Raw genomic sequence first — 24,640 nt, 5'->3', positions numbered from 1 at the left:
GCTTACCTCCTTAGCTTCGGATCGAGTGCATCCTGAAGCCCGTCACCTAAAACGTTAAACGAAAACATCGTCATTGAAATGAAGAATGCTGGGAAGAAAAGCCTCCACCAATCTCCAGACAAAATGACCGGCAATGCATCGCTTGCCATTGATCCCCAGCTTGCCAACGGGGCCTGAATTCCCAGGCCAAGGAAGCTTAGGAAGGCTTCAGCAAAGATCGCCGATGGAACGGAAAGTGTCATTTGGACAATAATCGGTCCCATTGTATTAGGAAGCAGATTTTTCCTGATGATCCTTCCGGTTTTGGTTCCGAATGTTTTAGATGCTAAAACAAATTCATAATTCTTGATTTGGAGTACCTGCCCGCGAACAATCCTTGCCATGCCGATCCAGCCTGTAATCGTCAGAGCGAAAATGATTGTGGCAAGGCTTGGACCCATTACAACACTGATGAGAATTACAACCAGCAAATATGGCAGCCCGTAAAGAACCTCAATGATTCTCATCATGAAATGATCGGTCCTTCCTCCTTTGTAACCAGCAATGCCGCCATAGATGACGCCAATCAGGAAATCGATCAGTGCTGCAGCAATCCCGACAAATAAGGAGATGCGCGCACCATACCATGTCCTTGTAAATACATCCCTTCCAAGCTCATCTGTCCCAAACCAGTGTTCACCTGACGGCGGAAGGTTTTGATCGGATAAAACCTGATGATCTACCGTGTAAGGTGAAATGATCGGCCCGAATATCGCCATGAAAGTCAGACAAGATAAAAAGAATAGACCCATCATTGCAAGCTTGTTTTTCAGGAGCCGTCTCCATGCATCCTGCCAATAGGACAGACTGGGTCTGACAACAGCTTCTGCTTCTGATTCGTTTTTTTGGATAGGAGCGAACCAGTCGTCTGGAATTAAAGATTGTGTTTGTGGTTCCTGATGTTTGCGAAGTGCCATCATTTCCCCTCCTTTTTATGAAGCTTGATCCTTGGGTCGAGAATCCCGTAAGCGAGATCAACAAGGAATAACATCATGATCAGCACCGTACTGTAGAAAATCGTCGTTCCCATGATGACAGGATAATCACGCTGGTTGATGCTTTCTACAAAGTACTTCCCCATTCCAGGAATCGCAAAAATCTTTTCAATGACAAAAGTTCCTGTCAATATACTTGCAGCCAATGAACCAAGGATCGTGACTACAGGAAGCAATGCATTTTTCAGTGCATGTTTGAATACGATTTTCACCGGAGATAAACCTTTTGCTTTTGCAGTCCGTATATAGTCCTGAGTCAGAACTTCTAACATGCTTGATCTAGTAAGACGGGCAATAATAGCCATCGGCCCAGTTGCAAGGGCCAATGTTGGCAGGATCATGTGCTTCGGGCTGGTCCAGGTCGCAACCGGAAGGATCTCCCAGGTAACGGCTAACTGCTGGATCAACAGCGTGGCCATGACGAAGTTTGGCACTGAAATACCGACAACTGCGACGGTCATTGCTAGATAATCAATTAGTCCATTATGTCTTAGTGCTGCAATGATCCCCAAAAGGATACCGGAGAAGATTGCAACGATCAGTGTGACCATACCCAGTTCAAACGAAACAGGGAATCCCCTTCCAAGCATTTCGTTAACTGTCTGTGATGACTTTTTGATCGAAGGGCCAAAGTCGAATGTCGCCACTGACTTTAAATATAAGAAGTATTGCACGTATAACGGTTCATCTAGATGGTAATAGCTTTCCAGGTTCTTCTGTACGGCCTCGCTTGTGGCCCGCTCTTCGTTAAAAGGTGAACCGGGGATCGAGTGCATCAGGAAAAATGTCAATGTAATGATGACGAGCAACGTCACCGCCATCGACCCTAGCCTTTTGATTATGTATTGGAGCATTAACTCACTTCCTTAATATGTCTTTAAGCCAATTCTTCTTGTTGTAATAAAACTTATTAGCAAAAAGTCGTTCTCATTGCCAGTTCAGTCATGACAAGCATAGCTTGATAGGCTTCGAGAATATCCTTCGCCTGGTATCGGACAATGGTCGTACCTTCTTCTATCTCAGTCCCGGGCATCAAATTTGCCCACTCTGCCTGTCCATAGTTTGCAAATTCGATTCTAAGAACTGGATTGTCGGGTGGAGTAAGCGGTTTCACTTTATCCAAATTTTTGATGGCCAGTTCTGTTTTTTCAGCCAGTAGTTCGCCTGCTTTTGCAGGTGTTAAGGATCTTGCTGCAGATCTTGAAATCGATTCTTTTACTACAGCGGTTGTGATATTTGGAATCAAAGCCTCTGCTTCACGTGCTGCTCCATCGTCCCCTGCCACCATGATGACTGGTACTCCATAAAACCCTGCTACATACGCGTTAAATCCGAGTTCGCCAATTTGAACATCATTTATATACATGTGACGGACTCCGAAGATCATGGAATGCGACATTACACCCTTCATCGAAGCTCTTGCATGATAGCCGACGAACACTGCACCTGAAAAGCTTTCATCCAGCCCCTGCACCATTGAATATGGTTTTACATCACCAGTGATCAGCTGTGTATCGGGATGGAGATCCTCAATCAAAAGGTTGTTCATTTTGGAATGGCTGTCATTGACAATGACTTCATTACAACCTGATTCGAATGCCTTTGTGATCACATGGTTGGCTTCCTCTGTCATGATTTTCCGTCCGCGTTCATAGTTATGCCTGGACGAGTCTACATGGGTATGATCAACCAGGCCGGTAATGCCTTCCATGTCTACTGATATGTATATTTTCATTTTATTGCCCCAACTTTCTATAAATAATTATCTTAAAATTATAAATAATAAATCTACCAATCGCAACCTTTTCTCCTAGAAATTTCTGTGGCTTCAAAGAAATAGTAGATTTGGCACTGATATCTAAAACGGTCTGAAAATTATTGTTAGAATAATATTTTAGGTGCAATTAGCACGGTTGGGTGGAAATAAAATGGATTTTCTATTGAAACTTGTTTACTAGGGGGAGTTTATTACAGTTTTTTCAAAATAATGGTTTTAATGATGAATCACTAATAAAAAATGAGCGCCAGATTCAGCGCCCCTGTTCATTAAGTTTATGTTTATCCATCAATTCAATGAAATGAGTAAGTACCCTTGCTGTAAGCCCCCAGATGACCTTTCCGTTAGAGCGGTAAAAGTACTCATTCATCGTTCTTGTCTGCCAGTTGTAATTTTCACCACCAATAATGAGATCGAATGGGAATCCGTCCTCCGGTTCAACCTGAAAATTGATCTTGTAGCTGTCAGGCTGGTTCTTCTTAAAAAAAGATAACGGAACAGTGAATATCTCCCCAACTTCCTCTGCATTCGGGGATATGGTTTTTGGGTCCTTTATTCTTCCCGCAAACGGATAAATGATCGTGCCGAAAGCTGAAACCATATAATCGAGCGGAAAAACATCGGTTATCTCAGTCTCCTCAATGCCAAGCTCTTCAGAAGTTTCTCTGATCGCTGCGTTTTGCGGATCCTCTCCCTGTTCAATCCTACCGCCAGGAAAGCAAACCTCTCCAGGCTGCCTTCTCATGGTGAGGGAACGAACCTCAAACAAAATATGGACCTCATTCTCGATTTCCACAAGCGGGAGAAGAACAGCGAATTTCAGGAATCGGTCATGACCCAGAATTGAGGGTGTACGCCCCAATAAAGCTTCTGATATCTGTTTACTATTCATTATTGGAAATCCACACTCCCTGTATCTGTATGTATCTTAATTGTATTACGAAAAAGAAAAGAAAATAAAGAAAATGAACTTCCTGATTAAAAAAATATCAATATATTGTACAAAATTAAAGCAACGGCACGAATGCCGCTGCTTTTGGAGTTATCAACCTGTTGCTCGTCCCTTGATGGCTTTGTATGCTATTAAAATCAAGCCGATTACTAGGAGAATGTGAATGATGCCACCGGCTATTTCAAAAACAAGACCGAGTAACCAAAGAACCAGCAATATCCCAGCTATTGTCCATAACAAAATGAACATCTCCTTTCGTTATTTTCTTATTTTTAAGTTACCCCTCTGAAAAAATTATTAAACAAGCATGCCTTCATGCAGATTTTTTGATTAGTTTAATGTATATATGCAAAACTAAAGAAATCAACCAGCCTAAAGACAGGAGTATGACATGTCAAATTATAAAATATTGTTTTTAGATATTGATGGAACAATTCTAAAGCCTGATGATACAATCGATGATACGACAAAATCAGCAGTAGCCGAAATGAAGAAGAAAAATATTGAGGTTGTTTTGGCTACAGGTCGTCCAATCCATGAAATCGCGGAAATAGCCGAGGAACTTGAAATTTCCTCATTCATTGGATACAACGGTGCTCTTGCAATATATGAGGGCAAGACTATTTTCGCTGAGCCGATGAAATCGGAGGATGTAAATTACATTCTTGAGATAGCCCGTCAAAATGGCCATGAAGTGGTCTTGTATACTGATTCTAAAAATGTTCTGACTGATCCAGAATCTATATTAGTAAAAGCCTTCCTCCAGCAATTCCATCTCCGACAGAATGCTATGTTCAGCGAAGAAGTCATCAACGATATTTTAGGAATGACGATTATTACTGCTGGAAATCCAGGGGCTAAACTTTACAATTTTAGCGGTGGGATTCATTTGTCACAGGTAAATATTGAAGGAATGCAGCATTGCTTTGATGTCATCAGGGACAGGGTCAATAAAGGAGTCGGTGTGAAATTCCTGCTGGATCGCCTGGGAATTGAACGGGAAAGTTCAATTGCTTTCGGAGACGGGATGAATGATAAAGAAATGCTGTCTTTTGCAGGAGAAGGATTTGCAATGGGTAATGCACATCCTGATTTATTCCAGCATGCAAAACATAGAACGACAAGTGTAACTGATTCAGGAATCTATAATGGTTTAAAGACACTTAGGCTTTTGTAGTGAAACAAGGAACCTCATTTTGGGGTTTCTTTTTTTTAGACACCCTCCTTCTTTGGACAGGTAGCCTGCTCTAAAAGAGACAGTGAAGCCTGATTTTAATATTTTTTTGACAAATAAATTTCATGGACATATCATAGTGATATATCAATCCAATATATTGTATTAAGGAGGCCGTTTCTATGTCTATAGAACATTCGATACTGGCTGTCATTAGCTTTCGCCCAAGTTCAGGCTATGATATCAAGGCAGAGTTTGAACACAAAGCAGCTGGATTATATTGGGGACTTAGCTACGGAAGCCTTTATCCCAAGCTTAAAAAGCTGGAAGATGAAGGGTTTATTGTCACCATTGAAGCTGATACTGAAGGTCGCAAGAAGAAATTATTTGAGTTGACAGGAAAAGGTTGGCTGGAATTGGAAAGCTGGCTGGCTCGAACTCCCGAGCCACCCTTAATTAAGGATGAGTTATTCATGAAAATGGCCGCCTGGCATAATGAGATGGATCTAAGCCTGCTTGCTGACCATTTAACAGCAAGGGAAAAGGAATCGGAAGATCTTTTAAGTTATATCCGGTCCTGGAAGCAAAATAACACCTCCTATATTAACAGCGTTGGAATGCTTGCAATGAGATATGCCGAGCTTAAAATTGAAGCTGAACTGCAATGGATTTCAGAGTCCCTTTCAATGATTAAGAATCAAGACTTGCCAGTTAGCCAGGATCCGAACAAACTTGGTGAAAAACAGATGGAACGCAGGAAGGCTGCATTGAGCACAAATCTATAGGAGGCTGTAATTATGAAGACTGGAATGTTTAAACCATTACAGAACAGAGCTTACCGTTCACTTTTCGGTGCCCAGGTGTTTTCTGATCTGGGAAACTGGCTTGATTTTGTCGCCATACAGGTTATCGTTGCTTACCATTGGGGACTCGGTGAAGCAGCCATTGCATCGGTTATCATAGTCCTTGGTCTGCCCTGGGTTCTCATTGGACCATTCGCAAGTGTATTTGTAGACCGTCTTCCTAAAAAAGTACTGATGATTACCTGCCTTATATTAAGGATTCTTTTTGTGGCAGGCCTATATTTCTCACCTAATCTTTATGTCCTGCTGCTTTTTGTATTCCTTAAGGCGACGGTTGCCGCCTTGTATGATCCGGCAAGACAAAGCTCCATCAGACATACAGTCCCTGATGAGGAGCTTCCAGAGGCAGTGACATTAAGCCAGCTTTCAGTCAATACGATGAAAATCGTCGGACCTGCACTGGGCGGTGGACTGATTGCCCTTTTTGGTGTTAAAAGCCCTTTTATTTTTGAGGCTGCAGGTTTCCTGATTGCAGTATTGTTTTTACTATCCTTGCCTAAGATCGAAACAGAATCAGAAATGACCGAAAGCCCATCCAGGGAAAGGAAATTTTCCAAGGACTTTTCAGAAGGTGTTCGTCATATTTTTTCGGTAAAAATACTTAAGGCTGCAATCCTCCTTTCCTCTATCGCCTTTTTCATTATCTTTCTATACGATGGATTGTTTATTTTTGTAGCACAGCAGCTGGGGTTTGGAAAAGAGGAATTTGGCTGGCTGATCAGCTCTGTTGGGTTTGGGAGTGTAATCGGTGCTTTGCTGCTCGGGAAATGGACTCACTGGAAACTGAAACCGATTCAATTGATGGCAGCGGCTTCAGTTTTGAGTGGGATTTTAATCTTAGCCGTAGGGTTAGGTGCAATTGGCCTTTTGGAATTACCGAAGATTGGGTGGATGGCTGGTGCTTTCCTTCTCGGCCTGCTCGCTACAGCCGAAGGGGTCCCGTATGGCTTTGTCCTTCAATCTGAAACGCCAAAAGAAATGATGGGAAGAGTTTCTGCTGCTGCCATGTCACTGCAGACATTTTCAATGCTGGTCGCTCCGGCTGCCGGTGCCCTTCTGGCACAATGGATCGGGGTATCAGGAGTATTAATTGGTGCAGGCATAGCCACCTTCTGCCTCGGAACTACCGTTTTATTTTTTCGTGCAAAACAAACTGCTAAAACTGCAGGATTTAACAGTATTAGCAGTTAAAATTAGCCGTTGTCATTAATGACAACGGCTTAATTATATTAGTCTTTATTTAACAACTCTTCTCCTGCGATTCCTGGATTAGTCATTTCATATGGATTCAGGATCAGGTCAAGCTCTTCTTCCGTCAGGACATCATATGCAAGGCAAAGCTCACGGACTGATTTACCTGTCAAAATGGCTTCCCTTGCTATCCTTGAAACAGCTTCATATCCAAGATGAGGATTGACAGCAGTAATGATTCCTACGCTTCTTTCGACATCCTTTTCAAGCTTCTCTTTATTGGCTTCGATTCCTGCCAGGCAGTGATCTGTGAACACTTTGAAACCATTGTTCATGATGCTGATTGACTGAATCAGATTGAAAACAAGGACGGGTTCCATCACATTCAATTCCAATTGCCCTGCTTCGGATGCCAAACAGATTGTATGGTCATTGCCGATGACCTGGAATGCAACCTGGTTGATGACCTCTGGCATTACCGGATTTACCTTGCCAGGCATAATTGATGAACCTGGCTGTCTAGCAGGCAGTAAGATTTCGTTAAAGCCGACTCGAGGGCCAGAAGCCATCAGGCGGAGGTCATTCGCAATTTTGGACATATTCATCATGCATACCTTCAAGGCTGCAGAAACTGTTGTATAAGCATCGGTATTTTGAGTCGCATCCACTAAATGTTCAGCATTGGTTAGTGGATACCCGCTGATTTCCGAAAGATGGAGAACAACATTTTTAATGTATTTCGGATTAGCGTTCAAGCCGGTTCCAACTGCTGTCGCTCCCATATTCACTTCATACAGATGGCCGCGTGTATGCTTGATTCTCTCGATGTCTCTTTCGACAACACGAGTATAGGCTTCAAATTCTTGGCCAAGACGAATTGGGACTGCATCCTGAAGATGGGTTCGGCCCATTTTAATGACAGCATCGAATTCTCTTGCCTTCTGGGAGAATACATCACGCATGATGTTCATGGTGTCTAAAAGCTGGTCCAATAATGACAGGACGGATAAATGGATCGCAGTTGGAAAAGCATCGTTAGTCGATTGCGCCATATTGACATGGGAATTCGGGCTAAGAGTGAAATAATCCCCTTTTTTCTCCCCAAGCAGTTCCAAAGCACGGTTTGCGATGACCTCATTTGTATTCATATTAATGGATGTTCCGGCACCGCCCTGAATCGGATCTACTATAAATTGATCGTGCCACTGGCCCTGAATGATTTCGTCTGCGGCTTTTACAATGACATTGCCAAGACCTTCGTATAATCTGCCTGTATCCATATTTGCAAGGGCAGCTGCTTTTTTCACCATTGCCATTGCTTTAATCAGTTCACTATGTATTCTATATCCTGTAATTGGGAAATTCTCAACGGCCCGTAAGGTTTGTATCCCATAATACGCATCCTCTAATACTTCCTTCGTACCCAGAAAATCTTTTTCAACCCGGACTTTTAACTCTGACATTTACTACCCCTCCAAAAGCGTGTGATGTTTTTCAGCATTCATCATTTATGTATATTTCGGGCAAGCCTAATTTCGACATTCCATCCAGATATGATTCTATCCATATCCCCCTTGGATTGCAATCTTCTTTGTACATGACTATTGTAAATCAAATTTCGGAATTCATCACGATAAATCAAATAATTTATTCTTTTGCCCCGAGAATAGGAACCGCAGCTGCAAACCATGTATGATTTCTGTAATTTATGCTGAAACAACACTACTTTTGATAGCTTTTGTCATCATGCAGGAAAATAGGAATATCAATGCTGAATTTATCTGTACACCTATTTTAAAACTATAAAAGAAAGGAAAGTGCATGATGACAGACACTCAATTCATGAAGGCGTACACGATTAAAGAGGTGTCCAAAAAAATAAATGTGCCATCAGGTACGATCAGACAATGGGAAAAGGACCTTGCAGGTCTTCTCGTTGTACCAAGGACGAAGCAAGGCGCAAGATTTTATACGGATATTGAAATTAATCTTTTGATTAAAATAAAACAAATGCGTGATAAGAACTTGAGCAAGGAAATGATTCGCGACCTATTACAACGCCACATTGGCAATGGGCCTGTTTCGGCTGTGGATCCGTTTGAAGGTGAAAATGCATTGACGGTTGAATCAACTGTGCCTGTGCCTTCGTATCCAGTAACCCAGGATGGTCATGAGGCTTTTATGGCTGCAATGGAACAATATAAAGAGGCATTGATTGAAGAAGTCAAAGCTGAAATCAGGAACGGAATACGCAAGGAAGTTTTGGAGGAAGTTAAAAAAGAAATCTCGAAAGGCACTTTTACGACAGTAAAAACCCTTTCAGACTCCATTTATAAATCAGGAGAAAGAACGAGCGAACAATTACAGGTGTTATCAGACACTGTATCAAAAAACTCGGAAGAGAATTCTGAAGCGCTCGGAATGATTTCGACCGAGCTTACGAATGTTTCGAAAGGTACTTCTGAATTGAACAAAAGCATTGCGAAGGTTTCAAAAGGTACTTCCGAATTGAATAATAGCATTGCGAAGGTTTCGAAAGGCACGACTGACATGTTTACCAAGCTTTCAGATAATGTCGTGAAAGCTTCTCAAGGAACAACTGAAAAAATAGCTCAGCTAACGGATAGTATTCAGAAGTCATCAAAAGGGACAACTGAAAAAATCTCGAAACTTTCTGAGAGTGTTGGGAAAGTATCAAAGGGCACTTCTGAAAAGATCAATGCTTTATCCGGAAGCATTTCGAATGTTTCAAAAGGTACTTCCGAACGAATCGCTTCATTGACGGCCAGCCTTACGAAAACTTCAAAAGGAACAAATGACAAGATTGGAAAGCTTGAGAGTACTGTTGAAAAGCTTTCATCAGGCACAAACAAAGAATTATCATTATTGGCAAAACGCCTTAATGAAACGACAGAAACTGTTTCTGAGGAATTTAAAATCCTTGCAGATTATGTATCCAACAGCCGTGAAGCAACAAATCAGGAGCTTACGAACCTGAATGAAGTGCTCAATCAGGAACGAGAATTCCTGGTCCAGGCGTTAAAAAGTGAACGGGAAGAATTCCGCACAGAAATCAGGCAGCGGGATGAAATGTTTAAAGAAATGGTCGATAGCTTCAGGGAAACAGCTGCGTCGAAACATACGAGAAGAAACTGGTGGAAGGTTTGGAAATAGTTTGCCAAAGGTGACATATTACCTTGAAAGTTGTAAATAATATTTACACTTAATACTAAAAAAGCATTGATTCATCGTCCTTGCTTTTCAATAGTCTCCCATTACATCCTGCTATGAAAAACTATGAGAGGAGAGTTTTGAGATGAAAAGCTGGTGTCGATTTCTCATCATGGCCTTGGTGCTCATTTACCTTTCTGCAGCACCAATTGAATCGGTAAAAGCAGAAAAACTTAATGGGTTTTTTAAACCGATAAACATATCTCATCGCGGGGCTTCGGGACATGCTCCTGAACATACTATTACCTCGTATGAACTTGGTGCACTCATGAATGGCGATTATATTGAAATCGATCTCCAAATGACCAAGGACGGGGAACTGATTGCCATGCATGATGAAACTCTTGACCGTACTACCAATAAGAATGGCCAGGTTAAAGAGCTTACTCTAGAAGAAATAAAGAAATTAGATGCAGGATCCTGGTTCAATGAGTCATTCCCAGATAAGGCGAAGCCGGAATATATGGGCCTTCAAGTCCCTACTCTACGTGAAGTGTTAGATAGATTCGGTGATGAAGCCAACTTTTACATCGAAACAAAATCACCTGAAGAATATCCAGGGATCGAAGAAAAGCTGATGGAAATCCTGAAGGAATATAATCTTATAGGCGATCAGCAGCCTTTGGGGAAAGTGCTGATCCAATCATTCAGTATGGAGAGCTTAAAAAAAATCAACAATTTGGATGATTCAATCCCGCTCATCCAGTTATTATCATATTACGCACCTGCAGTCATCACAGATAATGAAGTGAACAAAATAAAAGAGTATGCTGTCGGAATTGGCATGCACTATACTTCCATCAGCCCGGGATACGTAAAAAAGGTCAAGAATTCAGGTTTAATGATTTTCCCTTATACAGTCAATGAAAAAGAAGATATGAAAATGCTGTTGGATTGGGGTGTCACAGGAATGTTCACCAATTACCCTGACAGGCTCACAGAAGTGATCAATAGCAGAGGTTCATGAGAAAAAGCTGCTCTTTCAGGCAGCTTTTTCCATGGGTATTTTTATAGATGTTGATTTCCTGTTACGGAGTTATTGATAAAATGATCTATTGCTTCTTTAAAGATTACCTTTTCCTCCAGGAATGGATAATGGTTGCTTTTTTTAAATACGATCAATTGTGAATTGGGAATGAGTTGACTCATTTCTTTTGAGTATTCAATAGGACATTGGACGTCGTTTTGCCCGCACATAATTAATGTTTTGCATTTTACCCCCTTGAGCTTCCGGGTTACATCAAATATAAGCGCTTCCCTTGAAAAAAAATTTAATCTTTTAGAACATAACTTTTTTGAGATATCTTTATTGAAATATTGATTATACATAGCAGGAGTATTTAGCGATAATTTCGTTCTTTGCTTGGTGAGTTCAAAGCGTTCAGAATCAGACAGATATGGAGTTTTTAATTCCTCTATCAATTCTTGCATCACAGTAAATTTGGGATGAGCGGGATTGTAAATACATCCTGGTGATGATGAATAATCCCGGGCTGCAGCTCCTGCCAGGATTAAACCGCTAAGTGAGTCCGAATATAAAATCCCATATAATACTCCGATCATCCCTCCGGTAGAATGACCGGCGAAAGTCCAGCTTTTGTATCCAAGTGCCTCACGTATTGCTTCCAGGTCAAAGACGGCTTCAATCATACTTAATTGATATGCCTCGAGTGCTTTTGCGGAGTTGCCAGCTTCTCTTAAATTGACCAGAATTACCTGATTCTCATCTGTGAACACATCTGAAAAATAATCGCCGGATGGATTAAATTCAGAATAATGATGCGTTACACAAATAGGCCTGCCTTCTCCTTTAATGAATACTTCAAAATCCCCTCTTGAAGTCTGAATCATTCTTCTCTCCCACATCGTCAATTCAACACCAATCCTTAGAAATTTATTTGAAGTTTGCCTAGTGTAAGATGTCTATTAAGTTCTTTTGGAAATATCGCTGACTTTCTCCCTCTGAAATGTCCAATAAACCCACCTTAATGGACATTCCGCAGATGTTCCCTTACTGAAATGTCCAATAAGTGCATCTTAATGTACATTTTGCAGATGTTCTCTCACTGAAATGTCCAATAAATGTATCTTCATGGACATTCCGCAGATGTTCCCCGACTGAAATGTCCAATAAACCCACATTTATGGACATTTTGCGGATGCTCGCCCACTGAAATGTCCAATAAACGCATCTTAATGGACATTCCGCAGATGTTCCCTTACTGAAATGTCCAATAAACGCATCTTAATGTACATTTCGCAGATGTTCTCTCACTGAAATGTCCAATAAACGCATCTTTATGGACATTTCGCAGGTGTTCCCCGACTAAAATGTCCAATAACACCTTTTTCAAGTTACCCCAACATCAATAAAGTCTATTTTTATATCCATCTTCTAATCTCACTTTTATATCCTCTGCTGAGGTGCCTGGAAGTTTGGAGTGGGCAGCAAGTATTTCTGCACCGGATGGCAAGTTCGCTGGGTCGGGCCATAATTCAGGTTTCCACAGGGCTGAGCGTTTCAATGCTTTTCCGCATTGTATATAGCATTCCTCCACCTCGATTATGATTCCAAGCAACGGATTCTTTCCTCCAGCTGCCATCTTATCCAAAAGCTCTGGGTCCAATGTTAAACTGGCTTTCCCATTAACCCTTAGTGTCTCAGACATGCCTGGAATAAGGAATAACAATCCTACTCGCGGATTCGATAAAATATTTTTGAGCGAATCCATTCTTTTGTTTCCTGGTCGATCGGGAATGACCATTCGGTTTTGATCCAAAATGAGGACGAACCCGGGAGCATCCCCTCTGGGCGATGCGTCACTGTACCCTTCTGCGTCGGAGGTGGATAAGATTAAAAATGGCGACTGGGCAATAAAGTTCTGGCAATGCTCGTCAATAAAATGAATGACTTTACGTTTCGCAAGATCGCTTGGCTCACCGAACATGTCTCTTAATTGTTCAAAACTTGTAATTGTATGATTCATCTCTTCATCTCCCTAAATAATTGTTTTTTACTGGATAGGCGGTCGAATTATGTTCACTGGTGCTTCAGCCGCTGGATGTAAAACCGGGTCAAATAAGGTAAGTAAATAGTCAATCTGTTAACGCTGCAAATTTAAGAGGGAAATTTTTTATGTTAAGATGATATTACCACAATATGGATTACAGGAAATTATCAAATAGAAGGGAGGGTTTTGAATATTAACAAAACAGTGACGTCATTTATCCTTGCATTCATCATAGCTTTTGCCGGAGGTTCATTATTCTCCTATCTATTAATTCCGATACCCTGGCTTCTTGGCCCTATGTCTGGAATCCTTCTTGCCTGCAGAATAAAAAAGATCAGTTTATTCTGGCCAATTTTCTTAAGAGATTCGGCTTTAGTAATCGTCGGTTACTCTATAGGACTTTCATTTACTCGAAGCGCGGTTGTCAGCATAGTTGCCAATCTACCAACAATGCTTTTTTTGACAGTTCTCCTTGTTTTATTTGCCGTCATCGTGGCAAAGGTGATTTCAAAACTTTCGGGGGTGGATTATCCAACGGTCCTGACTGGGAGTATACCAGGCGGTCTTTCTCAGATGATCATTTTTGCAGAAGAATCGAAAGGCATTGATATTACTGTTGTAACTTTCATGCAGGTTTCGCGATTGTTAATGATTGTATTTTTTGTGCCTTTCATTATTTTCGGGCCAGTTCTGAACCTGGAGCATAAGACATTTGAAAGTATCAGCTCTGATCCATCAGCAACTAATACTTTAACTCTGCTATTATTTTTAGCTATATGTATACTTGGAGCTTTTATTGGCAAGAAATGGAGCCTCCCTACTCCATTTTTATTAGGTCCCATCCTCGGCACAGCGATCCTTACTAATGCTGGTTTTTCAGGTCCAACACTCCCTTCCTCAGTCCTGGATGCTTCACAGCTGATGATTGGCGGCTATATAGGTATGCTATTGAAACCTGAAAAATTGAAGCGGAAAACTACAACAATCTTACTTGCGTTATTAAACGGATTCTTGATTGTGTCTGGTTCTTTAGTGCTGAGTTTTATATTTTCAGACGTTTTGGACTACTCAATAGTTACAAGTTTCCTGAGTCTGGCTCCAGGAGGCATGGATCAGATGGGAATCATAGCACATGAGGTAAAAGCTGATTTATCAACGGTTACAGGCTTCCAATTATTGAGGCTTTTTTTTATCTATTTTGCAATCCCTCCTCTGTTAAGGTGGTATTTTAAGCGAAGTTCAAGAAATAAAGAGGAATCTCTTTTAGATTGAGGGGTATATTAATTACATATTTTACTTTGCATGGATGGAGTGACCTTATGAATCAATCAATAAATGCCCTCATTAATAAAGCGAAAAAGACCATCAATCAAGCATATGGCCAAGCGAAAGAGACCATCTATTCGATCACTGGAACATCTTCCGCCTCTGTTCAGCAAATTGCTGATTACATCAGGAATCATCCTGACACTAAAGTCGAGAAAAAACAGTTTTTAGGAATGACCCTATCATTTTATGAACTGGACCTGGGAGAAATGAAATACTATTTGGAAACAAATGATTCGAAAATCCTCCAGATGGATGTTTATTCCCATCATCATAATGTAGTATCATATCGCTCATACAGGGACCAATTATCACTAAATACGCCTGTAAAGTTTCCTGATTTACAGGGCTCAAAATAATTAAAAAAAGAGATTCTGCGAAACTCTAAGCAGAGTCTCTTTTTGTTAAGCAGCTTGTGAACCAGTACGAATTATCTCCGCCCTGACAGTAAATCCCTATCATCAGCCATTGGTGGTTCTTCAAGCCATGAATTTTTAATCATGATATTTGCCCCGTCTTCAGCATACATAGCAATTTCAGGAATGAGCGATGCATACTTGATGCCAATATCCTTTCTCGGGCTGTCGGACATGGCTGCGCCATAATTGCCTATTCCTGCTGCAATCATCGCTGACCCATGGAACATGATGAGTTTATCCGAGAATACTTGTGTGGTAGAGTCAGTAACTGCTGAATCCCAGTACATTGGTGCAGGAATATCAATTTGAGTCAGGATATCACCGAACATATCGACATGCTTTTGAGCGATCGTTTTCCAATGGCTGACGTCAAAACGATTTTATGCAGGCCGATGACATCAGGACGAGTACAGATCCCGATAGCAGCACAGTTGGCTGCCATCCCCAATATTGACATATGCCGCAGATACATCATCACAAATGTATCAGAAAAGAGGCGCGGGGCATTGACATTCACATCTTTCCTGGTAAAACCGATTGGATAAGGAAAACCATCGTTATCGAAGATTTCTTTTAAGATGGCAATATTTTTTTCAGATGCATTTATGGCAAATTGGACTACTTCTTTAACGCTCTCGTCATCTGTATTGGTTAAAAAAAAGCTTAAAACACAAATTGAAATTGTATCATTGATAAATTGTGTCCACATGCTGGACATTTCTGCTGCAGTCAATCGAATCTTGGATTTATCCTCCATCTTTCCACCCCAATAAACTGATGTTATAATTATCATCCCTATCACTTCAGTTTTTATTAGTATAATTAAAATATCTTAGGTATTTATGGTAAAAATGACCTATCTATTTATCAAAATATAGTAGAATAAAGATAGTTTCCTATTAGGAGTGAGTACGCTGAGTGATTTATTCATTTTGATCATGGTTGCCGTTGGTTTATCAGTATCGGCAAATTTATTCAGGTTTTATGTAAGCGCTTTTTTAAATAAAATCATTTTTTCTGTCAGTTCCCTAATTCTTGTTCAAGTCTTTGTTGCATTTTATGGTACATCACTTCTAAAATGGACAATCCTATTGTTTATTGGTCTTTCGGGTTATTCCTTTAAAATAATTGGTGGTTTGATTGCTGCTTTGCTAAGCTTTTTAATTGTTTCTCTGCAGACAGAAGTAAACTTCGTTCTTGATTTGGCTGTTTACTTAGCTATTGGTGGTGGATCTGGCTTTGTTTCGAAATATTTAATCGACAAAAAGAAGGATCACCACAGCTGGATGAATATGCTCATGGACCAATCAAAGCATTTGCAAGTGTTCAGGGAGGTCAGCACGACGATGCAGCGGACGCTCCAGCAGGACCTATTATTGAAGGTGATTCTAACTTCCGTCACAGCGGGTCATGGTTTAGGGTTCAACAGAGCGATGATTTTCCTTTCTTCAAGTGAAACGAAATCATTAAGAGGAATAGTTGGCGTCGGCCCTATGGATGTTGATAGAGGGTATGAAGTATGGGAGAAAATTTCAGAAGATAAATTAAAGTTGCGGGATTTAATCGAACATAATTTTGACAGCAACTTTACAGATCCTGAGCTGAATGACATTCTAAAATCACTGGATATACCATATGATGAACACAATATTTTTGGCAGGGCATTAGCTAACCAGAAGCCTTTGATCGTAAATAGCATCGATGTAAATGACACTTCTCAAGTTCTGATTCATACCCTTTTCAGGACAGATGAATTCGCGGTCATCCCCATGATCAATCAGGGTAAAAATATTGGCATCCTGCTTATTGATAATATCGTCAATAATAGGCCGATTACGTTAATGGACACAGAAAATATTCTTCCGCTTGCCAACCAGGCAGCGATCGCTCTCGACCATGCTATGCTCTATGAGCAGATTGAAGAAATGGCTTTGAGGGACGGCCTGACTGGTCTTTTAAATCAACGGGCGTTCCAGACAATTCTTAATGATCATTTCCCTAATGGAAAAGGAAACCGTGTCCCGCTTTCAATCATTATATTTGATATCGATTTCTTCAAAGTATTCAACGATAAAAATGGCCATCTATTAGGAAATGAAGTATTGATGAAGCTTGCCAGGGTGATTGTTGAATCGTTGAGGCCAGGTGACTTTGCCTTCCGTTTCGGAGGAGAGGAATTTGTAGTTCTCCTGCCCGGCACCAGTTTGGAACAGTCTGAAATCATCGCTGAAAAAATCCGTTTTAATGTACAAAATACAAACTTCCCTGGAGAAGAAACGCAGCCTAATGGCACTTTGACAGTAAGTATTGGGACAGCATGTACTGATCACCCATCCATATCTACTAAAAACGAGTTAATCGATTCAGCTGACAAAGCATTATACAAAGCAAAAAACGCTGGGAAAAATACTGTAGTATCTTTTAAGGAGTTCGTTTGCATTGATTGAGTTGACATTTATCTTAGCTTCCCTGATCTTTTTAATGACAGCCGCCCTGACCAGCAGACCTTTTTACAAACTGTCAAGGAAAAACTATTCGAAGCAGGTTACTGAACGATATGGATTCAGTATTTCAGAATTGAATTATTCATATGACCAAATGATCTATTTTATCTCGCTTCCTACCAGTCTGCCATATGTAAAATCTGCTGAAAAAGAAGACCTGGTGATTGAACAGGACTATTCATCGTATTTTTATCCGGTATTAAAAGGAATCAAAATTACATTAAATAAGAATGGTGAAAAGCTTCACCTCGCCTACCTTCCAATCGGAAACTTTCGCCTCCCCCATCTTGATAAATTACAGCATGAAGGAAACATTGATGAACAAACGTATTTGAAAATTAGTACCAGTAAGCTTCTTCACCCCAGTACTCTAAAAGAAGTTCGTGAAGAGGTATATAAACAACTTCAGGTTGGGCGGTATTAAAATGAAAGAGCCAGCAAAAATATGTTGGCTCTTTTCGTTTGCTATAAATAAAAATCACATAACAATAATAATTAGAAACTAGGTAATATCGATCAAGATTTACAATTGGCCGATGTATTGAAGTTCTTCGGTCTGATAAGTTTCAACCGGGCTCTCGAGAATTTTTTTTACATCCTCCAATGTTCTTTTAAGACTAACAGTTTTGCCTTTCTTCCCGGTAAATTCCTCAGCGACAAAGAAAGGCTGAGTAAGGTAAGCTTCCAGCTTTTCCCCTTGCTTGTAAATCTGGAGTTCTGAAGAGGGAAGGCGATCAAGTCCATGGACATTTACAATTGACCTCAATTCACGATAACGTCGCAGTAATTTCTGAGCTCTTTGTTGAATGCTATGATGTAAGGGATCTAAATAGGAGCCCTCTAGGATGGAAGATGTTGAATAGATTGGGTTTACCGCAGGGTATTGATGGCGGGCTGCAAGGTCGGCATCGAATTGCCATAAAGTGTCAAGTGGTCCATATGGAAGGTCTTCATCGACTGCTTCCCCTTTTAAATCAACCAGTAAGGTAGTTACTTCACGAATTCCCTTTTCTTCAAACTTTTCCTGAAGTGTGTACATTTCACCAGCTACCACATATGATCTGTCGGCCGTCAAAACGAAATCCTTGTCTATACCCGTTTTGATCATCACTTCGATAGTTTCTTGAATTGAATTTGTAACGATATCCACGTCATCGAGAATATCATTAAGTTCGGGATGTCCTTCTTTAGGTTTAATGAGAATGGTTGTGAATCCTTCCCTTTTCAAACGGTATAACATTTCAGCCAGAACAACTAATTGCCCCATACCTGGCCTAGCAATAAGTCCCACTGTTCCTCCCTTCGCAACAGGAGCAAATAAGTCCAATGTCTTTATTCCAGTTTCAATCATTTGCACACTCTCCCCTCTTAAGATTAACTCATCCAAAGTACAGCCAGCGAGATCTGCCAGCGCTACAATAGTACGTACCTCTGCTCGGCCAACAGGTATCTTGCCTGTAGACAAATTGGACACCGTAGCTGGTCTTAAGCCAACAGTTTTGGCTGCGGTTGTTAAATTAGGCACTCTCTTTCTTAATAATGAAACATTTAATCTTAGATTTTCCATTTATACCACCTCCTTACTTTTAACAGTAAATTATTTTACTTTAAAAAGCAATGATTATTTTTACTTTTAAAAGTAAAAATAATTACGCTTGAAAATAAGTGTTAATAAATTGTTAATGGGTAAAATAATTGAATCATCATGAAAGAAATGGGGTTTTAAAGATGATTCCTGTTGGTGTTTCGAACCGGCACATTCATTTGAAGAGAGACGATTTGGAAAAACTATTTGGTGAAGGCTTTGAGTTATCGATTGCCAAGGAGCTCTCTCAGCCAGGAGAATTCGCGGCAAACGAAACTGTCAAGGTGATCGGACCAAAAGGTGAATTCCCTGCTGTCAGGATTCTCGGTCCAGTAAGGAAATTCACTCAGCTGGAAATTTCTAAAACAGATTCATATTCCCTGGGTGTCAAAGCTCCCCTCCGCTCTTCTGGAAATATTCAAGACACCCCGGGAATTAAACTGGTTGGTCCTAGAGGAGAATTAGAAATACAAGAAGGTGTAATTGTGGCAGAGCGCCATATCCATATGACACCTGGAGACGCTGATCATTTTGAGGTTAATGATGGAGAATATGTAAGTATCGAGTCAACGGGTGACAGAAGCTTGATTTTCAACAAAGTCCTAATACGAGTTAAGGAAACATATGCACTGGACATGCACATTGATACCGATGAAGCAAACGCATCAGGATTGAAGACTGGTGACCAGGTAAATATTATAAAATAATATATGGCCGGAGCTGCATATGATAGCAGTCCGGCCATTTTATTGCTTCCAACTCTCTTTAAGCATTTCCCTGAAAAATGTGTTGAGTTTTTCTGTGGGATTGGTCTTTTTTCCTGACAGCTGGTTTGCGTAGCTTGATAAATTCTTGATTTCTGTTTCTATAAATTCATCAAGAGCTGAATTTCGATCTGTATCGATCGTTTTACCTGATTGTTTGAAAGCGAGCAGTTTTAAGGCATCCTCTTTGATTTGGCAATCTGGTATTATTGTTAAAAGTTCTATGAAGTTCACTGGTGGTACAGTTTGTTGTTTTTCAATCCATTTCGCTGCCATGATTGACCGGAGAATATACAAGTATAACTTGATCCTCCCTTTTTCTTTTTTTTGCAAGTCGGTAAAATTTCTCTTTGCCAGATTAAGATGATGGCTGATGTATGGCTTTGGCGAGAAGACTTCTTCCTGTAAGGATCTTAATTTCTCAACCGTTTTTCCCTTGTTTACATATACTGTTTTGGAATTCAGCCATTCCAGCAAGGATGGATTGGATTTCCGAAAAAGCCTTAAGGCCTTCCTCAGTTCCCAGCCGCTTACATCCAAAAGTGGATCGACCGGGATTGAAAGTTCATCATGCTTCGGTATCTCAATAACATCTCTTTCCTGGTCAATCGATAAATACCAATCCTGATTATGTATGTAGATAAAACGGATATCATAATCACTGTTCTTGGAAGCAAAGCCAAGAGATCTGCTTCCCCCGTCACAGGCAAAAAGGATTTTGACTTCATAATCCTCTTCGATTTGTTTTAACGCTTTTTCGATATGATCCTTCACTTCTTGAGTCTCCTTTCTACGAGATTATTTCATAGTTTGCCATCTTTCAAAAAGGGTATTAAAGAATATACACATTTTAAGGAGGTAAACAATATGAATGATGAACAGACTAGAGGCGCATTCGACCAGGTAAAAGGTGAAGCGAAAAAACAATTCGGGAAATTGACGAATAACGAATCGATGGAAGCAGAAGGCCGAATGGACAAAGGAAAAGGCAAATTGAAAGAAACTGCGGGTGATCTTAAAGAAGATGTTTCAAGAGCAATTAATCACTCTTCCAGAGATTAAATTAATATAATCAAAAATCCTTTGCTTAATAGCAAAGGATTTTTTTATGAGATAAAAAGGAATAAATTTCACTTTAAGAATTGTCCAGCTCCAGCCCCTAGCTCCTCGAGTCGCCTCCGCTTATTCTAGTGTTAATCTACATTGTTTTTATTCTTCCCTTTTACAAAACGATAGGCAAGATAAGCGAAATACAATGGTGTTGCAATATAAATCAAGTATGGGAATTGGCCATATGTGCCCTTCCATATGACAAACAGCAAGGATCCAAGAAAGATGGTAACGATGGTGCCGTACTTCGGCAGCGGAACTTCCTTAAAGCTCGGAATCCTGATCCTGCTCACCATGAGGAAGCTCAGTGCGGTAAACACTACAGTCGTAACGATATTTGGAATCAAGTCCCCGAAAAGAGTCAGGATGGCCATGATCCCCCCTGCTGCAGTAATTGGGACACCTATAAAATAATTAAGTGAAGATTTATCTGTGCTGATATTGAACCTTGCCAGACGATATGCCCCGAACAATGGAAATAGTCCAGCGACCATCAGGCCCCAAAGGCCGAATTGATAAAAGTATGTATAATAGACCAGGAATGAAGGAGCTACGCCAAATGTGACAATATCCGCCAGTGAATCGAGCTCTTTTCCCAGCTGGGTATCCGCTTTAAGCATCCTTGCAAGCCTGCCGTCCATACTGTCCAGCATCATGCCGATCAAGATTAAGATGGCCGCATTATTAAATTGGCCATTCGCTGCAAATCCAATTGAAAGAAAACCGCAATATAGATTCCCAAGTGTGAACATATTAGGAATCATCTTTGTAAAACGCATCAGTTGTCATCACTCTCCGAAAAATTTCATCAGTAGATTCTTGTCTATTTTTACACCGCAAATAGGTCAATCATGTTTATTTTATATAAGAATCGCCGAAAATATATATCAACTATACCATAATATCTCATCTGATTAGTGATTAATAAGAAAATTTTAAGGATGCTTGTGAATGATCGGTCTATCATAGAATATCGTATAAAAAAGGACTATTAAAATGATTCATCAAATTGTATACTATTTTGGGGCTGGTGAATTATGATTAATAAAAACATGCGACGGCTTAAATTTCTTCTTATAAAGCTATTCAGGATACAAGGTAATGCTCATAATGTCTCCATAGGTTTTACATTAGGCTTCTTGATTCACTTTATACCTTCATTTGGGATGGGGCCGATCTTGTCAGCTATAGGGGCTAAACTTTTCAAAGGTAACCCGCTGGCTGGTTTTATTAGTGGAGTTGCTCTGATTTGGCTTTTTCCGTTTTTATTTTATTTAAATGTTGTAGTCGGAGAAACATTGTTTCCATATGGGATTTTCCCTTCCGCTGCAGGAATGCCTCCTCATGGTTTTAATTTAGATGCCGGAATGCATATAGGCGCTGCTTTTTTTCTTGGCATGATTGTTAACATCATTCTTTTTGGAATGATTGTGTATTACTTAATCTATACCATCATGAGAAAATATCGTTTAAGCTTTCTCTCGATCATAAAAAAATGGGATGTAAAAAAATAGGAGTGAAAAATCAGATTGATTTTTCACTCCTATTTTTTTGGTTTTGTTTGAATGAATTCAATGATCTCATTTTCCGGCCCACGATAGAAAACGGTACTCCACCCGTTGTCTAACTTATATGGACCTTCGTCAGGAATTAGTTGTTTATTCCTTAACTCAATGATTTTTTCATGAAGGCATTCCACTTCGAAACAAAGATGGACATGTTCAGATAATGGTGCTGCTTGCTTTTTCTGAAGTAGTTCAAGCCTGAAGCCCTCCAATTCGAGAAAGAGAATTTCTTCTCCCTGAAAAATAAGTCTGCAGCATTCCTTAAATCCCAGCATCGTTTCGTAAAAAGCCTTTGATGCAGACAATTCATTTACTTCTATTGCAAAATGATGGAATCGCATTACGTTCATCCCCTATTAGAGAATTAAGTTAATATCGCCAAACTCGTGCCAGAGATATCCTTGTTTTATCGCAATTTCATACGCTTCAAAAAGCTTATGGTCTTCAATGAACGCTGTCAGCATATCTAAATGGCTTGCCTTAGGTTCATGGAAACCCGTGATGATTCCATCTACCAGCTGTAATTTATAATCGGATGTTATATACAAATTTGTCCACCCAGCCAGGGTTGAATTGGCAATCGCAGTTTCCAATGCTCGAACTACGGTTGTACCTACAGCGATTACCCTGCCGCCCGCAGCCTTGGCATTTGTTATGGCAGCCATATCTTCTTTTGAAATCACATACTCCTCATAGTGGTTTTCAGGTGAATGAGGCTCCTCCTCATCAAGCAGATAACTCAGTCCAGTATGAAGCTGGAGAAAGGCAATTTTTACGCCTTTTTGCTGCAGTCTTAATAGGAGCTCCCAGCTGAAAGCTCTGCCAGCTGATGGCATTTCGACTGATCCAGGCTGGCTAGCAAAAACCGTCTGGTAGTATTCCAGGTCCCAAGGATGATTAATATATTCATACCTTACCGGTTCACCTATTGAATAGATAGCTTCGAATAGATCCTTTCCATTTAGGCTGAACTGCATGATTTTAAGAGGAGATTTAAAAACTTCCCCAATAACTTTAGCCTTTAATGTTTCAGAAAACTTAAAACAGTCACCGGGTTTTACATTCGAAGCTACAATCAGAACCTCCCATGTTGAGTCATTCTTTTTTCTCGCAAGCCTTAATTCTACGTCCGTTCCGATCACCTTTCCGTTTCTCTGCCACTCTGCTTTTAAAATGGCCGGAATGGTTCTGCTATTGTTAAGCACAAGGATATCTCCTGACTTTAAATAATCTTCTAATCGGAAAAATTGGTCGTGTCTAACATTCCCAGTAACCCTGTCTAATACCATCATCTTAACCCGATCCCGGCGCAGACCTCGCCTTTCTGGCGGAAGGGAAGCATTAAGAGAAGCTGGAAGATGAAAATCATATGGATTTGCCTTTGTTTCCGTCTGCATCATAATTCCTCCCGACTAAACTCTTGAGCCTGGAACCTTTGTCCGTTAACCCCTTTTGACTCATCTGAAGCCAGGTAAAGAAAGACATCGACAACATCGTTCGGATGTGCTAACTCATAATCACAATCCGGTACCGCAAGAGCATGCATTTCTGTATCCATCTCTCCAGGATCGATCATATTCATTCTTACAGTTGTGCCGCTCAATTCATCTGCCCATGTTTGGGTCATCCCTTCAACTGCGAATTTTGAAATGCCATATGCTCCCCAGCCCGCATATCCTACATGGCCAGCTTCTGAAGTTACATTTATGACTGATCCGTTATTCTGTACCAGCATGACGGGAAGTACCCTACGTGTAACCATAAAAGGGCTCATGCTGTTGACCTTGATCACCTCAGCGAAATCTTCTTCTGGATAGTCAAGTAACAGGGGCATTGGACTTGGTCCCAGTATCGAGGCATTATTGATCAGCACATCAATCCGTCCATAGGTTTCAAGCGTCAAAGCAACGAACTTCTCAACATCACGGGGGATCGATACATCGGCTGTAACCGCCAGGACTTCAGCTCCAAGTGATTCCGCTTCCTTTTTTACTCCATCAAGCTCTTTTGTTCTCCGGGCACAAACAGCCAAATTCGCACCTTCCTTTGCGAATTTTAGCACTAGTGCTTTACCCAGCCCTTGTGTAACCCCAGTAATCATGACAACTTTGTTTTTTACCATTATCAAGTTCCT

The 24,640-nt window shown here is 40.5% G+C and carries 28 protein-coding genes; 12 read left to right on the top strand and 16 right to left on the bottom strand.

All coding sequences use genetic code 11. The features are described 5' to 3' along the window. Window positions 1-2 precede the first annotated feature (2 nt). The 5 genes from ACXAEA_RS11505 to ACXAEA_RS11485 all read right to left on the bottom strand — a co-directional run bounded on the left by ACXAEA_RS11505 (window position 3) and on the right by ACXAEA_RS11485 (window position 4,003). Entirely contained in the window at window positions 3-956 is a 954-nt protein-coding gene (locus ACXAEA_RS11505) for an ABC transporter permease (protein ID WP_475096017.1), read from the bottom strand. Further along, a complete protein-coding gene (locus ACXAEA_RS11500; RefSeq protein ID WP_475096016.1) occupies window positions 956-1,888 on the bottom strand; it encodes an ABC transporter permease in 933 nt (310 codons plus the stop codon). The genes ACXAEA_RS11505 and ACXAEA_RS11500 overlap by 1 nt, the downstream gene beginning before the upstream one ends. Before the next feature lie 56 nt (window positions 1,889-1,944). Then, a complete protein-coding gene (locus tag ACXAEA_RS11495; RefSeq protein ID WP_475096015.1) occupies window positions 1,945-2,769 on the bottom strand; it encodes a M55 family metallopeptidase in 825 nt (274 codons plus the stop codon). Between the two features lie 295 nt (window positions 2,770-3,064). Beyond that, window positions 3,065-3,703, bottom strand: a complete 639-nt coding sequence (locus tag ACXAEA_RS11490; protein WP_475096014.1) for an NUDIX hydrolase — start codon at window positions 3,701-3,703, stop codon at window positions 3,065-3,067. 153 nt (window positions 3,704-3,856) lie between these two features. After that, on the bottom strand, window positions 3,857-4,003 hold the full coding sequence (locus tag ACXAEA_RS11485; RefSeq protein ID WP_475096013.1) for a lmo0937 family membrane protein: 147 nt from the start codon (window positions 4,001-4,003) through the stop codon (window positions 3,857-3,859). Window positions 4,004-4,154: 151 nt separating this feature from the next. Here ACXAEA_RS11485 and ACXAEA_RS11480 point away from each other — a divergent pair, with 151 nt between their 5' ends. From ACXAEA_RS11480 to ACXAEA_RS11470, 3 genes are all read left to right on the top strand, one after another. Next, entirely contained in the window at window positions 4,155-4,940 is a 786-nt protein-coding gene (locus ACXAEA_RS11480) for an HAD family hydrolase (protein ID WP_475096012.1), read from the top strand. A 179-nt stretch (window positions 4,941-5,119) separates the two neighbouring features. Continuing rightward, on the top strand, window positions 5,120-5,722 hold the full coding sequence (locus tag ACXAEA_RS11475) for a PadR family transcriptional regulator (protein ID WP_475096011.1): 603 nt from the start codon (window positions 5,120-5,122) through the stop codon (window positions 5,720-5,722). Window positions 5,723-5,734: 12 nt separating this feature from the next. Further along, the gene (locus ACXAEA_RS11470; protein ID WP_475096010.1) at window positions 5,735-6,991 is read left to right on the top strand and encodes an MFS transporter; all 1,257 of its coding nucleotides are present in this window, start codon (window positions 5,735-5,737) and stop codon (window positions 6,989-6,991) included. 38 nt (window positions 6,992-7,029) lie between these two features. Here the strand turns inward: ACXAEA_RS11470 and aspA are convergent, their stop codons facing one another. Beyond that, window positions 7,030-8,454: an aspartate ammonia-lyase gene (gene aspA, locus ACXAEA_RS11465; RefSeq protein ID WP_475096009.1), complete on the bottom strand. Its 1,425-nt coding sequence runs from the start codon at window positions 8,452-8,454 to the stop codon at window positions 7,030-7,032. 361 nt (window positions 8,455-8,815) lie between these two features. Here aspA and ACXAEA_RS11460 point away from each other — a divergent pair, with 361 nt between their 5' ends. After that, window positions 8,816-10,165, top strand: coding sequence for a MerR family transcriptional regulator (locus tag ACXAEA_RS11460; protein WP_475096008.1), 1,350 nt, complete (start codon window positions 8,816-8,818; stop codon window positions 10,163-10,165). Window positions 10,166-10,307: 142 nt separating this feature from the next. Continuing rightward, on the top strand, window positions 10,308-11,189 hold the full coding sequence (locus ACXAEA_RS11455; protein WP_475096007.1) for a glycerophosphodiester phosphodiesterase: 882 nt from the start codon (window positions 10,308-10,310) through the stop codon (window positions 11,187-11,189). Window positions 11,190-11,230: 41 nt separating this feature from the next. Here ACXAEA_RS11455 and ACXAEA_RS11450 read toward each other — a convergent pair whose 3' ends face one another. Together ACXAEA_RS11450 and ACXAEA_RS11445 are read right to left on the bottom strand one after the other, a co-directional pair. Beyond that, the gene (locus ACXAEA_RS11450; protein WP_475096006.1) at window positions 11,231-12,088 is read right to left on the bottom strand and encodes an alpha/beta fold hydrolase; all 858 of its coding nucleotides are present in this window, start codon (window positions 12,086-12,088) and stop codon (window positions 11,231-11,233) included. A 500-nt stretch (window positions 12,089-12,588) separates the two neighbouring features. Beyond that, window positions 12,589-13,209, bottom strand: a complete 621-nt coding sequence (locus ACXAEA_RS11445; RefSeq protein ID WP_475096005.1) for a pyridoxamine 5'-phosphate oxidase family protein — start codon at window positions 13,207-13,209, stop codon at window positions 12,589-12,591. Between the two features lie 210 nt (window positions 13,210-13,419). Here ACXAEA_RS11445 and ACXAEA_RS11440 point away from each other — a divergent pair, with 210 nt between their 5' ends. Beyond that, window positions 13,420-14,505 carry an AbrB family transcriptional regulator gene (locus ACXAEA_RS11440; RefSeq protein ID WP_475096004.1) on the top strand — a complete coding sequence of 362 codons (1,086 nt, stop codon included), beginning with the start codon at window positions 13,420-13,422 and terminating at the stop codon, window positions 14,503-14,505. A gap of 47 nt (window positions 14,506-14,552) precedes the next feature. Further along, window positions 14,553-14,918, top strand: a complete 366-nt coding sequence (locus tag ACXAEA_RS11435; RefSeq protein ID WP_475096003.1) for a hypothetical protein — start codon at window positions 14,553-14,555, stop codon at window positions 14,916-14,918. Between the two features lie 71 nt (window positions 14,919-14,989). Here the strand turns inward: ACXAEA_RS11435 and ACXAEA_RS11430 are convergent, their stop codons facing one another. Both ACXAEA_RS11430 and ACXAEA_RS11425 read right to left on the bottom strand, forming a co-directional pair. Continuing rightward, the gene (locus ACXAEA_RS11430) at window positions 14,990-15,307 is read right to left on the bottom strand and encodes a DUF3231 family protein (protein WP_475096002.1); all 318 of its coding nucleotides are present in this window, start codon (window positions 15,305-15,307) and stop codon (window positions 14,990-14,992) included. Further along, the gene (locus ACXAEA_RS11425) at window positions 15,289-15,735 is read right to left on the bottom strand and encodes a DUF3231 family protein (protein ID WP_475096001.1); all 447 of its coding nucleotides are present in this window, start codon (window positions 15,733-15,735) and stop codon (window positions 15,289-15,291) included. The genes ACXAEA_RS11430 and ACXAEA_RS11425 overlap by 19 nt, the downstream gene beginning before the upstream one ends. A gap of 334 nt (window positions 15,736-16,069) precedes the next feature. Between ACXAEA_RS11425 and ACXAEA_RS11420 the strand changes: the two genes are divergently transcribed. After that, window positions 16,070-17,425: a sensor domain-containing diguanylate cyclase gene (locus tag ACXAEA_RS11420; protein WP_475096000.1), complete on the top strand. Its 1,356-nt coding sequence runs from the start codon at window positions 16,070-16,072 to the stop codon at window positions 17,423-17,425. Beyond that, window positions 17,418-17,906 (top strand): hypothetical protein, encoded by a 489-nt coding sequence (locus ACXAEA_RS11415; protein ID WP_475095999.1) that lies wholly within the window; start codon window positions 17,418-17,420, stop codon window positions 17,904-17,906. The genes ACXAEA_RS11420 and ACXAEA_RS11415 overlap by 8 nt, the downstream gene beginning before the upstream one ends. Before the next feature lie 99 nt (window positions 17,907-18,005). On the opposite strand, the gene ACXAEA_RS11410 is transcribed toward ACXAEA_RS11415, so the two are convergent. Continuing rightward, window positions 18,006-19,049: an ATP synthase beta subunit C-terminal domain-containing protein gene (locus ACXAEA_RS11410; protein WP_475095998.1), complete on the bottom strand. Its 1,044-nt coding sequence runs from the start codon at window positions 19,047-19,049 to the stop codon at window positions 18,006-18,008. 161 nt (window positions 19,050-19,210) lie between these two features. Here ACXAEA_RS11410 and pduL point away from each other — a divergent pair, with 161 nt between their 5' ends. Then, complete coding sequence (gene pduL / locus ACXAEA_RS11405; RefSeq protein ID WP_475098121.1) at window positions 19,211-19,774, top strand: phosphate propanoyltransferase; 564 nt, start codon at window positions 19,211-19,213, stop codon at window positions 19,772-19,774. A gap of 39 nt (window positions 19,775-19,813) precedes the next feature. Here the strand turns inward: pduL and ACXAEA_RS11400 are convergent, their stop codons facing one another. Then, a complete protein-coding gene (locus tag ACXAEA_RS11400; RefSeq protein WP_475095997.1) occupies window positions 19,814-20,605 on the bottom strand; it encodes a nucleotidyltransferase domain-containing protein in 792 nt (263 codons plus the stop codon). 93 nt (window positions 20,606-20,698) lie between these two features. On the opposite strand from ACXAEA_RS11400, the gene ACXAEA_RS11395 reads away from it, so the two are divergent. Then, window positions 20,699-20,893 (top strand): CsbD family protein, encoded by a 195-nt coding sequence (locus tag ACXAEA_RS11395; RefSeq protein ID WP_475095996.1) that lies wholly within the window; start codon window positions 20,699-20,701, stop codon window positions 20,891-20,893. A gap of 131 nt (window positions 20,894-21,024) precedes the next feature. On the opposite strand, the gene pssA is transcribed toward ACXAEA_RS11395, so the two are convergent. Continuing rightward, window positions 21,025-21,720, bottom strand: a complete 696-nt coding sequence (pssA, locus tag ACXAEA_RS11390; protein WP_475095995.1) for a CDP-diacylglycerol--serine O-phosphatidyltransferase — start codon at window positions 21,718-21,720, stop codon at window positions 21,025-21,027. A 258-nt stretch (window positions 21,721-21,978) separates the two neighbouring features. Here pssA and ACXAEA_RS11385 point away from each other — a divergent pair, with 258 nt between their 5' ends. Beyond that, a complete protein-coding gene (locus ACXAEA_RS11385; RefSeq protein WP_475095994.1) occupies window positions 21,979-22,455 on the top strand; it encodes a DUF2062 domain-containing protein in 477 nt (158 codons plus the stop codon). A gap of 29 nt (window positions 22,456-22,484) precedes the next feature. On the opposite strand, the gene ACXAEA_RS11380 is transcribed toward ACXAEA_RS11385, so the two are convergent. The 3 genes from ACXAEA_RS11380 to ACXAEA_RS11370 are packed head-to-tail and all read right to left on the bottom strand — an operon-like array spanning window position 22,485 to window position 24,628. Then, entirely contained in the window at window positions 22,485-22,847 is a 363-nt protein-coding gene (locus ACXAEA_RS11380; protein WP_475095993.1) for a VOC family protein, read from the bottom strand. A gap of 15 nt (window positions 22,848-22,862) precedes the next feature. Then, entirely contained in the window at window positions 22,863-23,906 is a 1,044-nt protein-coding gene (locus ACXAEA_RS11375) for an S-adenosylmethionine:tRNA ribosyltransferase-isomerase (protein ID WP_475095992.1), read from the bottom strand. Next, window positions 23,903-24,628 carry an SDR family NAD(P)-dependent oxidoreductase gene (locus ACXAEA_RS11370; protein WP_475095991.1) on the bottom strand — a complete coding sequence of 242 codons (726 nt, stop codon included), beginning with the start codon at window positions 24,626-24,628 and terminating at the stop codon, window positions 23,903-23,905. The genes ACXAEA_RS11375 and ACXAEA_RS11370 overlap by 4 nt, the downstream gene beginning before the upstream one ends. Between the last annotated feature and the right edge of the window lie 12 nt (window positions 24,629-24,640).

The sequence above is a fragment of the Mesobacillus sp. ABV4_180 genome (assembly GCF_056158485.1).
Note: the sequence above shows the minus strand (reverse complement) of the source record. Positions and strands in the feature narration are given on the sequence as shown.